The 15,346-nt window shown below is 64.1% G+C and carries 12 protein-coding genes; 10 read left to right on the forward strand and 2 right to left on the reverse strand.

Translation table 11 applies throughout. The features are described from left to right. Positions 1 to 100: 100 nt before the first annotated feature. Positions 101 to 1,195 carry a LacI family DNA-binding transcriptional regulator gene (locus RCH10_RS17105; RefSeq protein WP_409053305.1) on the reverse strand — a complete coding sequence of 365 codons (1,095 nt, stop codon included), beginning with the start codon at positions 1,193 to 1,195 and terminating at the stop codon, positions 101 to 103. 124 nt (positions 1,196 to 1,319) lie between these two features. Between RCH10_RS17105 and RCH10_RS17110 the strand changes: the two genes are divergently transcribed. From RCH10_RS17110 to RCH10_RS17145, 8 genes are all read left to right on the forward strand, one after another. After that, positions 1,320 to 2,339: a TRAP transporter substrate-binding protein gene (locus RCH10_RS17110; RefSeq protein WP_409053306.1), complete on the forward strand. Its 1,020-nt coding sequence runs from the start codon at positions 1,320 to 1,322 to the stop codon at positions 2,337 to 2,339. An 8-nt stretch (positions 2,340 to 2,347) separates the two neighbouring features. Then, positions 2,348 to 4,246, forward strand: a complete 1,899-nt coding sequence (locus RCH10_RS17115; RefSeq protein WP_409053307.1) for a TRAP transporter large permease subunit — start codon at positions 2,348 to 2,350, stop codon at positions 4,244 to 4,246. Positions 4,247 to 4,272: 26 nt separating this feature from the next. Next, on the forward strand, positions 4,273 to 4,812 hold the full coding sequence (locus RCH10_RS17120) for a VOC family protein (RefSeq protein WP_409053308.1): 540 nt from the start codon (positions 4,273 to 4,275) through the stop codon (positions 4,810 to 4,812). Between the two features lie 5 nt (positions 4,813 to 4,817). Next, on the forward strand, positions 4,818 to 6,089 hold the full coding sequence (locus RCH10_RS17125; RefSeq protein ID WP_409053309.1) for a ribulose-bisphosphate carboxylase large subunit family protein: 1,272 nt from the start codon (positions 4,818 to 4,820) through the stop codon (positions 6,087 to 6,089). 2 nt (positions 6,090 to 6,091) lie between these two features. Continuing rightward, positions 6,092 to 7,411: a four-carbon acid sugar kinase family protein gene (locus RCH10_RS17130; protein ID WP_409053310.1), complete on the forward strand. Its 1,320-nt coding sequence runs from the start codon at positions 6,092 to 6,094 to the stop codon at positions 7,409 to 7,411. A gap of 55 nt (positions 7,412 to 7,466) precedes the next feature. Further along, positions 7,467 to 8,720 (forward strand): NRAMP family divalent metal transporter, encoded by a 1,254-nt coding sequence (locus tag RCH10_RS17135; RefSeq protein WP_409053311.1) that lies wholly within the window; start codon positions 7,467 to 7,469, stop codon positions 8,718 to 8,720. A gap of 235 nt (positions 8,721 to 8,955) precedes the next feature. Next, entirely contained in the window at positions 8,956 to 9,792 is an 837-nt protein-coding gene (locus RCH10_RS17140) for a galactosyltransferase-related protein (RefSeq protein ID WP_409053312.1), read from the forward strand. Further along, a complete protein-coding gene (locus RCH10_RS17145; protein ID WP_409053313.1) occupies positions 9,789 to 10,664 on the forward strand; it encodes an FkbM family methyltransferase in 876 nt (291 codons plus the stop codon). The genes RCH10_RS17140 and RCH10_RS17145 overlap by 4 nt, the downstream gene beginning before the upstream one ends. Here RCH10_RS17145 and RCH10_RS17150 read toward each other — a convergent pair. Continuing rightward, on the reverse strand, positions 10,661 to 10,894 hold the full coding sequence (locus RCH10_RS17150) for a hypothetical protein (RefSeq protein ID WP_409053314.1): 234 nt from the start codon (positions 10,892 to 10,894) through the stop codon (positions 10,661 to 10,663). The two genes, RCH10_RS17145 and RCH10_RS17150, sit on opposite strands and share 4 nt — an antisense overlap. 310 nt (positions 10,895 to 11,204) lie before the next feature. Between RCH10_RS17150 and xdhA the strand changes: the two genes are divergently transcribed. Together xdhA and xdhB are read left to right on the forward strand one after the other, a co-directional pair. Further along, positions 11,205 to 12,863 (forward strand): xanthine dehydrogenase small subunit, encoded by a 1,659-nt coding sequence (gene xdhA, locus RCH10_RS17155; protein WP_409053315.1) that lies wholly within the window; start codon positions 11,205 to 11,207, stop codon positions 12,861 to 12,863. Next, positions 12,860 to 15,307: a xanthine dehydrogenase molybdopterin binding subunit gene (xdhB, locus tag RCH10_RS17160; protein ID WP_409053316.1), complete on the forward strand. Its 2,448-nt coding sequence runs from the start codon at positions 12,860 to 12,862 to the stop codon at positions 15,305 to 15,307. Before xdhA ends, xdhB begins: the two co-directional genes overlap by 4 nt. The last annotated feature ends 39 nt before the right edge of the window (positions 15,308 to 15,346 follow it).

Raw genomic sequence — 15,346 nt, forward strand, 5'->3', positions numbered from 1 at the left:
AATATTGTCTCTGACCGATAAGAAGACTCGCACGCCGTCAATCAGACCGTTTGCAATCGAGCGAACAATTTCACGGTCCTATGCTCGGTGCGGTATGTCACTAAGGCAGGTTTTCCCGAAAGATCACTTGGCTTCGGGTCGACTCTATTCCGCTCAGCGCATCGCGGCGATCACGCAGGTTGCTGAAGATGCGCACGCAGTTCATCAGCGTGGTTTGCGGGCTTTGAGTGATGACAGCGTCGAGGCTGCCGTCGATTAGCAATGCGCGCGTATCCGGCGTGAGCCCGTGGCCCACGAACACGACCTTGTGGTCGCGCCCGGCTTCTTTCAGCGCGCGGGCCACGCCGTCCGACGCACCTCCGATGTTGTAGATGCCGCCGAGGTCCGGATGCTGAGCGAGCAGGGCGCGGGTCTGCCGATAGTTCTTCTCGGCGTCGTCCTGACCTTCGCGCAGGCCCACCACCTCCAGCCGCTTGAAGAGTTCGTCGATCACGTGCTGAAAGCCAGCCTCGCGCTCTTCGTGTGCACGGTAGCTGCGGCTGCCGGCAATGAGCGCGACCTTGGCGGTGGTGCGTGCGCCGATGAAGCGGCCGATGAGATAGCCGGCGGTGCGGCCGGCGGCGCGATTGTCCAGGCCGATGTAGGCCGCACGCGCCGAGTTGGAAAGGTCGGAGATCAGCGTGATGACCGGCACGCCTTGCTGCGCCAGCGTGTTGACGGCCTCGCGCACGACCGCATGTTCGAGCGCCATCATGGCGATGCCGTCGCTGCGCTTGCCGTGCCGCAACAGGGCGGCGGCAAGCGCCTGCGGATTGAAGACTTCGATGAACTCGGCGCGGCAGGTGACGTTGAACGGTGCCCAGTGCTCCTGCGAGTAGCCGACCATGTCGCCCAGCATGCGGATGAAGCGGTTGGTGCCCGCGGGCAGCAGGAACGACAGGCGCAGCGGCGGTGGCGCCAGCGCCGCGTAGAGCGCGGTCTCCGGCAGGTAGTCGAGCGCACCGGCCGCCTTGAGCACCCGCTGCGCAGTGGCGTCGCGCACGCCGGAGCGACGGTTGAGCACACGGTCGACGGTGGCGGTCGACACGTTCGCGGCGCGCGCGATGTCGGCCACGCTGGCGCGCGTCGTCGAAGGCCCGCCCGGCGGTGACGGTGGCGGTGGCGGTGGCGGTGGCGCTTTCGGGTTAACCCTCATACATCAAAAACCATCAGTGCGTTGATTTGACCGTGCGGAGTATGCCCTCTAAGGTTCGCTTGCACTGATGGATCGATGACGCATCGATGCATCAAATCGCATCAGAACCATTCCGGAGACACGCATGCAAAAAATCACCCGTCGCGGCGCGCTGCGCACGCTTTCAGCCCTGCCCGCCGCAAGCATCGTGACGGCGATTCCGCGCATCGCGCATGCTGCCGAGTTCTCGTACAAATACGGCAACAACCTGCCGCTGAGCCATCCGCTGAACGTGCGGTCGCAGGAAGCCGCCGACCGCATCGCCAAGGAAACCGACGGCCGGGTCGAGATCAAGATCTTTCCCAACAACCAGCTCGGCGGCGACACCGACATGCTGGCGCAGGTGCGCTCCGGCGGCATCGAGTTCTTCACCCCGTCGGCCCTGGTCATCGCTACGCTGGTGCCGGTCGCTGCCATCAACGCGGTCGGCTTCGCGTTCTCCGACTACAGCCAGGTCTGGGGTGCGATGGACGGCAAGCTCGGCGCCCATGTGCGCGACGCCATCTCCAAGTCGCGCCTCTACGCTTTCGAAAAGATGTGGGACAACGGCTTCCGGCAGACCACCAGCAGCAAAGCGCCGATCACCGCCGCCAAGGACATGGACGGCCTGAAGATTCGCGTACCGGTGAGCCCGCTGTCGATCTCGATGTTCAAGGGCCTCGGCGCATCGCCTGCCAGCCTGCAGTTCAGCGATGTGTACTCCGCGCTGCAGACCAAGATCGTCGATGCGCAAGAGAACCCGCTGCCGATCATCCAGGTCGCCAAGTTGTACGAGGTGCAAAAGTTCTGCTCGCTCACCAACCACATCTGGGACGGCTACTGGTTCATCGCCAACGGTCGCGCCTGGGAAGCCTTGCCGGCCGACCTCAAGACCATCGTGGCGCGCGCCATCAACGAGGCGGGGCTGAAGCAGCGTGACGACATCAAGAAGCTGAACGAATCGGTCGTCGGCGACCTCGAGGCCAAGGGCCTCACCATCAACCGGCCGGCCGCCGAAACCTTCCGTGCCAAGCTGCGCGAATCGGGCTTTTACGGCGAGTGGAAAGGCCGCTTCGGCCCCGAAGCCTGGGCCCTGCTCGAAGGCACGGTGGGCAAGCCGGCCTGAAGAGGAGCATGAGCTTGAACGTAAGCGCGATCACTGCCATTCCGGACATCGCCGTCGCGTCGTTCGGCAATGCGCTGAGCCCTTGGGCCAAGCGCGTCGACGGCTGGCTCGGCTACGTCGTCGAGAGCATCGCGGCGCTGCTGGTGCTGGCCGAGATCTTCGTGCTGGCGGCCGGCGTCACAGCGCGCTATGTCTTTCATTCGCCGCTGGTCTGGTCGGACGAACTGGCGTCGATCCTGTTCCTCTGGCTGTCGATGCTCGGTGCCGTCGTGGCACTGCGCCGCGGTGAGCACATGCGCATGACCGAGCTGGTCGACAAGCTCACGCCACCGCGGCGCGCCGTGCTGGACGCCTTCGCCATTGCGGCGTCCCTCGCATTTTTGGCACTCGTGCTTTGGCCGGCATTCGACTACGCGCATGAAGAATCTTTCATCGTCACGCCTGCGCTTGAAATCAGCAATGCCTGGCGCGCCGGCGCGCTACCGACGGGCATCGCATTGATGATCGTGGTCGCGCTGCTGCGCATGCTTCGGATCTGCGATGTGCGCCAGATCGCGACGACGCTGATCGGCACCGCCGTGGTGGTGGGCTTGTTCTGGGCGGCCGGTCCGTTGCTGGCACCGCTCGGCAAGTTCAACCTCGTCATCTTCTTCGTCGGCGTAGTGGCGGTCACCGTGTTCTCCGGCGTGCCGATCGCGTTTTCTTTCGCGCTGGCCACCTTCGGCTACCTCGCTCTGACCACGCGCACGCCGTTGCTCGTGGTGGTCGGCCGTCTAGACGAAGGCATGTCGCACCTCATCCTGCTGGCAGTGCCGCTATTCATCTTTCTGGGCGCGCTGATAGAGATGACGGGCATGGCGCGCGCCATGATCCAGTTCCTCGCGAGCCTGCTGGGCCGGGTGCGCGGCGGCCTTTCGTATGTACTCATCGGCGCGATGTACCTCGTGTCGGGCATCTCGGGCTCCAAGGTTGCCGACATGGCCGCCATCGCGCCCGTGCTGTTCCCCGAAATGAAGAAGCGCGGCGCCAAGCCGGGCGACCTGGTGGCGCTGCTTGCAACCACCGGAGCGCAGACCGAAACCATTCCGCCATCGATCGTGCTCATCACCATCGGCTCGGTTACCGGCATCTCGATCGCAGCGTTGTTCACCGGCGGCTTGCTGCCGGCCGTGGTCCTGGGTGCGGCGCTCTGCACTGTGGTCTGGTGGCGCTATCGGCATGAAGATTTGAGCGGCGTCGAGCAGCACAGCAAGCGGCAGATCGCGCGTCTCTTCGCGGTCGCGTTGCCGGCCGTGCTGCTGCCTTTCGTGATCCGTGCGGCGGTGGTCGAAGGCGTGGCGACGGCGACGGAAGTGTCGACCATCGGCATCGTCTATTCGGTCGTGGTGGGGCTTGCGATCTATCGGCAGTTCGACTGGAAGCGGCTGCGGCCGATGCTGGTCGAAACGGCCTCGTTGTCGGGCGCCATCATCTTCATCGTCGGTTGCGCCACGGCCATGGCGTGGGGGCTCACGCAGTCGGGCTTCTCGCAGGATCTCGCGAAGTGGATGGCCGCGATTCCCGGTGGCAGCTACGGCTTTCTCGCGATCTCGATCGTCGCCTTCATCGTGTTGGGCAGCGTGCTCGAAGGCATCCCGGCGATCGTGCTGTTCGGGCCGTTGCTGTTCCCCATCGCCAAGGCGGCCGGTGTGCACGAGGTGCACTACGCGATGGTCGTCATCTTCGCAATGGGCATCGGCCTCTTCGCGCCGCCCTTCGGCGTCGGCTACTACGGCGCCTGCGCTGTGAGCAAGGTCGATCCGGGCGACGGCATCAAGTACATCGGCGGCTACATCGTCGCGCTGCTGGTCGGCCTGATTCTGGTGGCCGCATTCCCCTGGTTTTCCATCGGCTTTTTGAAGAACTGAAGCCGGACATTTTCACGGAGCATGCAATGAGTCGATTCCTCGGCGAGATTCGCCAACTGGGCTATGTCGTGCACGACATCGAGGCAGCCATGGACTACTGGAGCCGCACGCTCGGTGTCGGCCCCTGGTACTACAACCCGAAGGTGCCTATCGTCAATTACGAGTACCGCGGCGCGTCGCATCAGCCGCACAACTCGGTGGCACTCGCCAACTCGGGCTACGTGCAGGTCGAGTTGATCCAGACCCGCAATGACGTACCGTCGATGTACCGCGACTTTTTGCAGGCCGGCCGCACCGGGCGCCAGCACGTCGCCTACTGGACGGCTGACTACGACGCCGACCTTGCACGCCTCACCGCGCAAGGTTTCAAGCCGGTGATGAGCGGTGAAGTGGGCGAGCGCGGTCGCTTTATCTACTTCGATACCGAGTTCCATCCGGGCACCGTGATCGAGCTGTCGGAAGTCGCCGGACCCAAGGGAAAGATGTTCGACCTGATTCGCGAATCGTCGGTCGGCTGGGACGGCAGCGACCCGGTGCGGCCCTTCCCCGATCTGAGCAAGCTTTGATGGTCATGCCCGGTTCAGATCGCATCCACGCGAGCTACCTGGTCGAGACGCCGCTGGCGCCCGAGGCGGTGGCCGAAGTGATGGCGGGCGAGCAATCGTGCGGCACCTTCACCCGGGTCGAAGGCGAAACGGATGCTTTGCGCAAGCGAGCCCGTGCGACGGTCGAGTCCATCGAAGAGCTGGAATCGGTGGATACGCCTTCGCTACCCAACGCGTTGCTGGAGCGCAAAAAAACGCGCGGGCCATGGCGGCGCGCTACGGTGCATCTGTCTTTCCCGGTTGCCAACATCGGCGCAAATTTGCCGACGCTGGCGGCCTCCGTCGCTGGCAATCTGTACGACCTGGGCGAAGTGACCGGAATGCGGCTGGAGACGATGCACGTGCCCGCCGCGTACCGTGCGCGCTTCGACCTGCCGCCGCTCGGCATCGCCGGCACGCGCCGCGTCGTCGGTGTCGCGAAGGGCGCCTTGGTCGGCACCATCATCAAACCCAACGTCGGCTTTTCGGCGGCGGAGACGGCCGAACTTGTCGGCCGTTTGTGCGCGGCCGGCGTCGATTTCATCAAGGACGACGAGGTCAGTGCCGACTCCGACCATGCGCCGCTGGCCGAGCGCGTGCCCGCCGTGATGGCGGTCGTGCGCGCGCACCAGCAACGCACGGGCAAGCACGTGATGGTGGCCTTCAACATCACCGACGAAACCGATGCGATGCGGCGCCACGCCGACTTGGTGGAGCGCGAAGGCGGATCGTGCGTGATGGCGAGCCTCAACTGGTGCGGCTTCTCCGCCATTCAGACCTTGCGGCGCCATACGCGCCTCGCGGTGCACGGGCACCGCAACGGCTTCGGCGCGATGTCGCGGCATCCTTCGTTGGGCATCGGCTTCCAGGCTTATCAGACGCTGTGGCGGCTGGCCGGCGTCGACCACATGCATGTGCATGGTCTGCAAGGCAAGTTCGCGCAGGCCGATGCGGAAGTCATCTCCTCTGCGTACGACTGCTTTACACCCTTGGCAGAGGGCATCGACGATGCGGTGATGCCGGCGTTCTCGTCCGGTCAATGGGCCGGCACCGTGCCTGCGACCTGGGCTGCCATCGGTCGCGACGATCTGTTGTTGATGTCGGGCGGCGGCATCCTCGCGCATCCGGGCGGGGCCGCTGCCGGCGTGACGAGCATTCGGCAGGCATGGGCGGCTGTGCGCGCTGGAGTGCCGCTTGCCGAGGCGGCGGTCGACGCGGCGGAGCTGGCGCAAGCGCTGGCATTTTTCGGGCGTACTTGATCATGTCGTCAGTGGCGCTGCAGATCGCGCCGCACATCGCGTTTTACGGCGACGACTTCACCGGCGCCACCGATGCGCTGGGCACCGCGACGCGCGCCGGCTTACGCACACTGCTCTTCCTGTCCGTACCCGACGAAGCTCGCATGCACCGGGTCGGTGAACTCGATTGCGTCGGCATCGCCGGCGCGGCGCGATCCATGTCGCCCGAAGAGATGCGCGCAGAGCTGGCACCCGTCTCGCGTTGGTTCGAAAGCCTCGGCGCCTCGGTGCTGCACTACAAGTGCTGCTCGACCTTCGACAGCGCGCCGGAGGTCGGCAGCATTGGCGTCGCGGTCGACGTGTTGCGGCCCGCCGTCTCGCAGCCTTGGGTCGCGGTGGTCGGTGGCCAGCCCGAGCTGCGGCGCTACTGCGTCTTCGGCAATCTGTTCGCTGCGGCCGGCCATGGCGGCGAGGTACAACGGATCGACCGGCATCCGACCATGAGTCGACATCCTGTCACCCCGATGTACGAGGCCGATTTGCGTCAGCACCTTGCGCTGCAGGGATTAGACGGACTGCGCTCGCTGGCTTATCCGGCGTATGCGGAGGGCGCCGAGGCTGTGCATACCTCGATTGAGGCGATGGTGTCGGAAAGGGCGAGCGGCGTGCTGTTCGATGTCGCTCGGCAGGAAGACCTTGCTACGCTCGGCGAAGCACTGTCTTTGAGTTGCAGGTTTGGGCAGTCGATGCTGGTCGTTGGGCCGAGCAGCGTGTTGCAAGCCTTCGCATCGCAGCATGCAACGCCGATCGCCGGCTTATCGCGTGTGGCGCCAGCGCAAGGCTCGGTGTTGGTACTCGCCGGCAGTCTGTCGCCAGTGACCGCGAAGCAGGTCGCAGCCGCAACGTCCTACGAAAAGGTCTGGCTCGACCCGGTGGCGCTCGCCGCTGCCGAGCCTGCTCACCTCGACACTGTCGCTGCCCAACTGTGCGGCCTGCTCGCCGCAGGGCACAACGTGCTTGCCTGTACCGCGTCCCCGGCGACCGGTGTCGATGCCGGCCTCTCCGCACGCGCATTGGCCCACGCCGGCGGCGCCTTGCTCGCGCGGGTGCTCGGTGCCACGCCCGTGCGCCGCGTCGGCGTTGCGGGCGGTGACACATCGAGCCATGCGGTGCAAGCACTCGATGCTTGGGGTCTGTCGTACATCGCCGCGTTGTCATCCGGCGCCCCACTGTGCCGCGTGCACAGCGATGAACCAACATTCGACGGTATCGAGCTCATGCTCAAGGGCGGCCAGATGGGCGACGACGACGTGTTCGAACGGCTGGTGCACGGCACGCGCTGAGCGCCCACTCTCCGCTGGTCATCGCCCGGTCAGGGCCCAGTGCCATGATCCGCAGGTGAAAAAGTACATCCCCTCTTTCTTGCGCCACGTCGGCCCCGGTGTCATCACTGGTGCGGCCGACGACGACCCGTCGGGCATCGCGACGTACACGCAGGCGGGTGCGCAGTTCGGCACGGGGCTGCTGTGGACGGTGTTTCTTTCGCTGCCTTTCATGATCGCCATCCAGCTGGTGTCGGCCCGCATCGGCCGCGTCACCGGCAAGGGTGTCGCGGCCAATTTGCGGCAGCATCTGCCAGCGCCATTGCTGCTGGGACTGGTCGGCTTGCTGGTGGTGGCTAACACCATCAACATCGCGGCCGACGTCGCGGCGATGGGCGAGTCGCTCAAGCTCGTCATCGGCGGCTCGGCGCACTTTCATTCGCTGATGTTCGGGGTGATCGCGGTGCTGCTGCAAGTCTTCGTGCCTTACAGAAAGCTGGCGCATGTACTCAAGTGGCTGACGTTGACGCTCTTCGCATACGTCGCCACAGTGTTGGCGGTGCACGTCGACTGGGGCCGGGTCTTGTATGACCTGGTGGTGCCCAAGCTGCAGTTCGACGGCGGCTACTGGATGATGATCGTCGCGCTGCTCGGCACCACGATTTCGCCCTATCTGTTCTTCTGGCAGGCCTCGCAGGAGGTCGAAGAACTACGGCTCAAAGGAGGTGAGCGCGGCACCGACGATGCAGTGAAGCGCGACCTGGCCCGCGTCAAGCAGGACACCTGGATCGGCATGACCTTCTCCAACATCATCGCGTTCTTCGTGATGGTGGTGGGTGCGTCGGTGCTCTACGCCGGCGGGGTGCACGACATCACATCGGCCGCGCAAGCCGCGGAGGCATTGCGCCCGCTGGCCGGCGACTTCGCCTTCTGGCTTTTTGCCGGCGGCATCATCGCCACCGGCTTGCTGGCGGTGCCGGTGCTCGCGTCATCAGCTGCCTACGCCGTCGCCGAGGCGTTTGGATGGGAAGAGGGGTTGGAGCGGCACTGGCGCGAGGCCAAGCAGTTCTACGCGATCATCACCGTGGCGACGCTGGTCGGCACTGCTCTCGGCTTCACGCCGATCGACCCGATGAAGGCGCTTTACTGGAGCGCGGTCATCAACGGTGTGGTGGCGGTGCCGATCATGGCGGCGATGATGGTGCTGACGACACGCGCCGATGTCATGGGCCGCTTTACCTCAGGCCGCAAGACGCGGTGGCTCGGGTGGGGTGGAACTGCGCTGATGGGATTCGCGGCGTTGATGATGGGTTGGGATCTGGTGCATTGATGGGTTGCGCGGCCGGTTGGTCGTATTCAAAGAACAGAGCGTTTCCAATTCGTGGCGACATGGGTGAACACCCAAGTCCGATAGTCGCATTGGAGTCCCGGCGCCCTGCGGGCCAGGAACACGCAATGCGCAAAAACGCAACAAGCAAAACAGTTTTGCGAGGCAGCCGCCTGCCGAACGACTGCAGCCTGCGCATACTTGTTCTTTGTCTCGCTAGCCAACAAACCTCTTCACCATGAGTCAGTTCAGACACTCGCTGCGTGAGCTCGACATCGTCATACCCTACAGAGAGGCGAGTGACGAACGTCGGGAGAATCTTTACGCCGTTCTCGCGCACCTGGCATTAACCTATTCGGATTACCGGATCTGGCTGATCGAAGCCGATGAGACTCCCAAATTTGAATGGTCACGTGCAGGCGACAGCCATATCCGCCACGTTTTCGTTCCGCACCGGGGCGCCTTTCCAAAAGCTGCGCTCTGCAATATCGGCGCCAAGCTTGCGACCAGTCCGGTCATCTGCTTCCACGATGCGGATTCGATTGGCAATCCAATGCAAATGATGTCTTGCGTCGCCAGCATGCTCGACGGGGATGAAAGCGAAGTTCTCTGTCCGTACTCGAAGGTCGTCAATGTGACGGGAGCTCTCAAGCAATCATTCGTCCAGCTGCCGCGCTTCGATTGGTTCGCCCAGTTACTGGATCCCGCTAATCTGCCTCCTGATGCCCAGCTCCTGTACCTGGGCGCCAACGGCGGCATCGTGTTCTTCCGGCGGGACGCCTATGCCCGCGTCGGTGGGTACAACGCGCAGCTCGAAGGATGGGGCGGCGAAGATGACGAACTGTTCAGCAGAGCGACAAGACTTGGGTTGCGGTGGCACAGTTTTCTAGTACCACTCATTCACTTGCATCACGATGTAAGTTCGCGAGAACCTGCCATCGCCGCGACCCGCGGCTCGAAGAATGTCATGGCGGCGGAAGCCGCCAGAACCATGCCCCTGGTTGAGCTGGAAGAAATGGCGACTCGCCTTTCAGAAAACTTCCGGGCGCCAACTTTTCAAGCGAGAACCAAGTGACGACTCTCTACCCGCTCGTGGCCGCCCGACACGGCCGTTTTTTTGTGAACAGCAACGACACGTATGTCGGCCAGAGGCTCCGCCGCTACGGCGAATGGTCCGAGCCCGAGATCGCTCTCTTCGGCCAGATCGTGCGCGCGGGCGATGTCGTCATCGAGGCAGGCGCCAACATAGGATCGCACACGATCTGGCTCTCCAAGCAGGTTGGCGAGGCAGGCTCGGTATATGCCTTCGAGCCGGCCCGACACACCTTCCAGCTTCTTTGCGCCAACCTGATTGCCAATGAATGCCTCAACGTTCGCGCCTTGCAGCAGGCCGTGGGTTCGACCGTTTGCGAGCTCGATTTCCCGCTCCTTGATCCCCGCCAAGCCTGGAATTTTGGGGGCGCATCCATGAAGAAGAATTGGACGCCGGTGACCGAGCGAGTTCGGGCCACCAGCATGGACGCCATGCCGTTCCAGCGGATCGACTTCATGAAAGCCGACGTCGAGGGCTTCGAGATCGAATTTCTTAAAGGCGCCTCCGCGACGATTGCCGAACATCGACCGGTGGTGTATCTGGAGATCAACACTGCAGATATTCGCGATGAAACAGTCCGGTTCTTCGAGCGGCTGGGCTACTCCTGCTTCTACTACATCACCCCGATGTTCTCACCGGAAAACTGGCTGTCGGACGCGCAGGATATCTTTCACGACTACTCCTTGGACATGCTTTGCACACCCGATGAGCGGTTTGTGACGTCTGGGCTGTCGCGGGCTGCGGTCAACGACAACACGGTGAGCTATCTGGAGGGACAGATGAAGTGGGCGACCTTGCCTTGGCAAAGCGCGCGGGTGTCTCCCAAGCCGAGTATCCCGCTGCGGATGGCCTAGTCGATACCTTCTTCGACCATGTCAACCGGCCTGTCGCTGTGACTGAAGTCGAAAGTCAATTGCGGATGGTGCGCACCCAACTCGAACAGCGGCAGCGCGATCAACATCCGGTCGATGTGGATGCGTACGGGCAGCCGTCGGCGGCCCAGCGGCTCCTGGCGACTGGCTTGCGGTTCTTGGAGTTCTTCGACTTTTATGCATCGCCACTGATGCACAAGAACCCGTAGCATCGATCGCATCGATGCGTGGAGGCCGGTGGCGGGGTGGATCGATGGCAAGGCGCATTCGGGCGCCTTCTCGCTCGGCGGCCCTGGCGCAAAGTCGTCGTTTTAGTACGAAAAGCTTATTGACTCGCATGCCCAGCGCTTGGCTGGCTCAACAATTGCTCGTTGCTTCTTGGCCGCCTTAAGGGTTTTCGCGCACGCTGCATACCGGGGAGCGCATACCGAATATGGTCGAGACGATATAAGTCGCGCGGCAGAGGCCGGTAACTTCCGGCGTTGGTCCCAACGTCACACGCACAGCGAGCTGCCAACGAGCATGAGCATCCAGAGTTCCACCCAACCGATCCGGTTCTTTCACCGCGGCAAAGTCGTCGAAGTCAGCGGCGCGCATCCGACGCGATCGGTGCTCGACTGGCTGCGCGAAGACGCCCGCTGCACCGGCACCAAGGAAGGCTGCAACGAAGGCGATTGCGGTGCATGCACCGTGGTGATCGGCGAGCTGGCCGGCGCGGGGAATGCGTCGGGTGAGGGCGCCGTGGGCGGCCTGAACTTGCAGACCGTGAACGCGTGCATCCAGTTCCTGCCGACGCTGCACGGCAAGGCGCTCTTCACGGTCGAGGATCTGAAGGCCCAGTGCGAGATGAAGCGGGACCCGGCGCAGCATGAAAAGCACGCGGTGCGGCAGTTGCACCCGGTGCAGCAGGCGATGGTCGACTGCCATGGTTCGCAATGCGGCTTTTGTACGCCCGGCTTCGTGATGTCGCTCTGGTCGACCTATGAGCACCACCAGGCTGGCGGCACCCAGCCGACGCGCCAGCAACTGGCCGACGACCTGTCGGGCAACCTGTGCCGCTGCACCGGCTACCGGCCGATTCTCGACGCCGGCCAGCGCATGTTCGACTTGCCGGCGGTGCGCCTCGATACGGCGCCCGCTGTCGCTGCCTTGACCAGCCTGCAGCGCGACTCCACTTTCACGTATACGGCGCCGTGGACCGGCAACGCGACGGGTGCCGCAGATGCTTCCGGCGAGACAGTCCCTCGCATCGACCGCTACCACGCCCCCAAGACGCTCGACGAACTGGCGATGTTGCGCGAGCAACACCCGAAGGCGCAATTGCTCGCCGGCTCGACCGACGTCGGCCTGTGGGTCAACAAGCAGTTTCGCGACCTGGGCGACATCATCTACGTCGGCGATGTCGGTGCGATGAAGGTCGTCGAGGAGCGCGGCGACACGCTCTACATCGGCGCCGGCGCCTCGCTCGAATCAGCCTACGGCGCACTCGCGCAACGCGTGCCCGCGCTCACCGACGTGTGGCTTCGCTTCGCGTCGCCGCCGATCCGCCATGCCGGCACCATGGGCGGCAACGTCGCCAACGGATCGCCCATCGGCGATTCGCCGCCCGTGCTGATGGCGCTCGATGCAGACATCGAACTGCGCCGCGGTGAACACGTCCGCTGGATGCCACTCTCGGAGTTCTACATCGACTACATGAAGAGCCACATTCAGCCGGGCGAATTCGTGCAGGGCCTGGTCGTGCCGCTGGCTGCGATGCGTCGGCAGGTGCGCGTCTACAAGATCAGCAAGCGCTTCGATTGCGACATCTCTGCCTTGTGTGCCGGCTTCGCGATCGAGCTCGATGGGGACATCGTCAAGGAAGTGCGGCTTGCTTTCGGCGGCATGGCCGCGACGGTGAAACGCGCGGCGCAGGCAGAAGCTGCCCTCGTCGGCAAGCCGTGGTCGCAGGCCAGCGTCAAGGCGGCAAAGCTCGCCTTGGCGCAAGACTTCAAGCCGCTGTCGGACATGCGGGCTTCGGCCGCATACCGCCTGCAAGTCGCGCAGAACCTGATCCAGCGGCTGTGGCTCGAAACCCGTACGCAGAATGCGTTGCCGATCGAGGCGACGAGCGTGTGGAGCGCGATGCCGCACATCACCGCGGTCGCCGCTGGCACCAATGTTCAGGGAGCCGTCGCATGAACAAGCCCATCGACGCCGCGCTCCTGCAGCCGGCCGAGGCCTTCGCCGATTACCTCAAGAACACAGCGGCCCGCATCGACAAAGTCGCAGAAGCCAAGGCGCAGGACGACGGCGCCCGCGTCGGCATCAGCCGGCCGCACGAGTCGGCTCATCTGCATGTCGCAGGCGAGGCAACCTACATCGACGATATTCCGGAACTGGCCGGCACGCTGCATTGCGCGCTGGGCCTGTCTCCCGTCGCCAACGGCCGGCTGACCTCCGTGTCGCTCGACGCCATCCGCGCCATGCCCGGCGTGGTGGACGTGCTGACGGCCAACGACATCCCAGGCACCAACGATTGCGGCTCGATCGTTCACGACGACCCGATCCTGTGCGCCATCGAAAAGCACGACGATGGATCTTCGTGGGGCGACATCCGCTACATCGGCCAGCCAGTGTTCGCGGTCATCGCCGAAACGCGAGATGCGGCGCGCCGTGCTGCTGCGCGCGCCAAAGACGCGCTGATCATCGAAGCCGTGCCGCCCGTGCTCACGCCGCAAGACGCGCACGCCAGGGGCCAGTACGTCGTGCCGCCGATACACGTCATCCGCGAAACGAACGACGGTGGCGCACGCGGCGCCATCGACCGCGCGCCGCACAAGCTCAAGGCGACGCTCGACGTCGGCGGGCAGGAGCAGTTCTATCTGGAAGGGCAAATCAGCTACGCCATCCCCAAAGAGGGCGGCGCGATGCATGTGTACTGCTCGACGCAGCACCCGAGCGAAATGCAGCACCTGGTGGCGCACGCGTTGCACCTGCATGCAAATGAAGTGCATGTCGAGTGCCGGCGCATGGGCGGCGGTTTCGGCGGCAAGGAATCGCAGTCGGCCATCTTCGCGTGCGTGGCGTCGGTTGCGGCGCACAAGCTGCAGAGGCCGGTCAAATTGCGGCTCGACCGCGACGACGACTTCATGATCACCGGTCGACGCCACTGCTTCTGGTACGAGTACGAAGTCGGCTACGACAACGAAGGCCGAGTGCTCGGCGTCGAGATCACGATGGTGTCGCGTGCCGGCCACTCGGCCGATCTGTCGGGCCCGGTGATGACGCGTGCGCTGTGCCACTTCGACAACGCCTACTGGTTGCCCGACGTGGCAATGCACGGCTTCTCCGGCAAGACCAACACGCAGAGCAACACGGCCTTTCGCGGCTTCGGCGGGCCGCAAGGCGCCATAGCGATCGAGAACATCCTCGACACGGTAGCGCGCAAGCTGGAGCGCGATCCGCTCGACGTGCGGCGCATCAATTTCTACGGCAAGACCGAAAACAACGTCACGCCCTACAAACAGGTGGTGACCGACAACATCATTCACGAGCTGGTCGCGCAGCTCGAAGAAAGCAGCGACTACCGTGCCCGCCGCGCCAAAATTGCGGGCTTCAATCTGAAGAGCGAAGTCTTGAAGCGCGGCATCGCATTGGCGCCGCTGAAGTTCGGCATCTCGTTCAACGTGAAGCACTTCAACCAGGCCGGCGCGCTGGTCCATGTGTACACCGACGGATCGATCCTGGTGAACCACGGCGGCACCGAGATGGGCCAGGGCCTGAACACCAAGGTCGCGCAGGTCGTCGCGCACGAGTTGGGTGTCAACTGCGAGAGCGTGCGCGCGACCGCGACCGACACCACCAAGGTCGCCAACACGTCCGCCACCGCCGCATCGACGGGCGCCGACCTGAACGGCAAGGCGGCGCAAGACGCGGCGCGGCAAATTCGCGAACGGCTGGCGGTGTGCGCTGCGGCGCGCCACGGCGGTGATCCAAAAGACGTGCGCTTTGCCAACGACAAGGTCGAGGTCAATGGCCGTACGCTGTCTTTCGCGACCGTCGTCGGCGAGGCGTACCTGGACCGCGTGCAGTTGTGGTCCGACGGCTTCTACGCCACGCCCGGCCTCAGTTGGGACAAGGAGAAGATGGAAGGCCGCCCGTTTTTCTATTACGCCTACGGCGCCGCCGTGAGCGAGGTGATCGTCGACACGCTGACCGGCGAATGGAAGCTCCTGCGCGCCGACATCCTGCACGACGCGGGCAAGTCGCTCAACCCGGCCATCGACATCGGCCAGATCGAGGGCGCCTTCATCCAGGGCATGGGCTGGCTCACCACCGAAGAACTGGTATGGCACCCGCAGAGCGGCAAGCTGACCACGCACGCCCCCAGCACCTACAAGATCCCGACGGCCAACGATTGCCCGCCGGTCTTCAACGTCAAGCTGTTCGAAGGCGACAATTTCGAAGATTCGATCCACCGCAGCAAAGCGGTTGGCGAGCCGCCGTTGCTGCTGCCTTTTTCGGTGTTCTTCGCGATTCGTGATGCGGTGTCGGCGGTGGCCGACCACAAGGTCGATCCGCCGTTGCGGTCGCCCGCCACCAGCGAGGCGATCTTGGCCGCGATCACTGCCGTTCAAGCATAGGCAGCCGTAGACTTCGCAGCATGTTCGCACCGATGCCCA

It is taken from the genome of Variovorax sp. GrIS 2.14, assembly GCF_046115955.1.
GTDB lineage: Bacteria > Pseudomonadota > Gammaproteobacteria > Burkholderiales > Burkholderiaceae_C > Variovorax.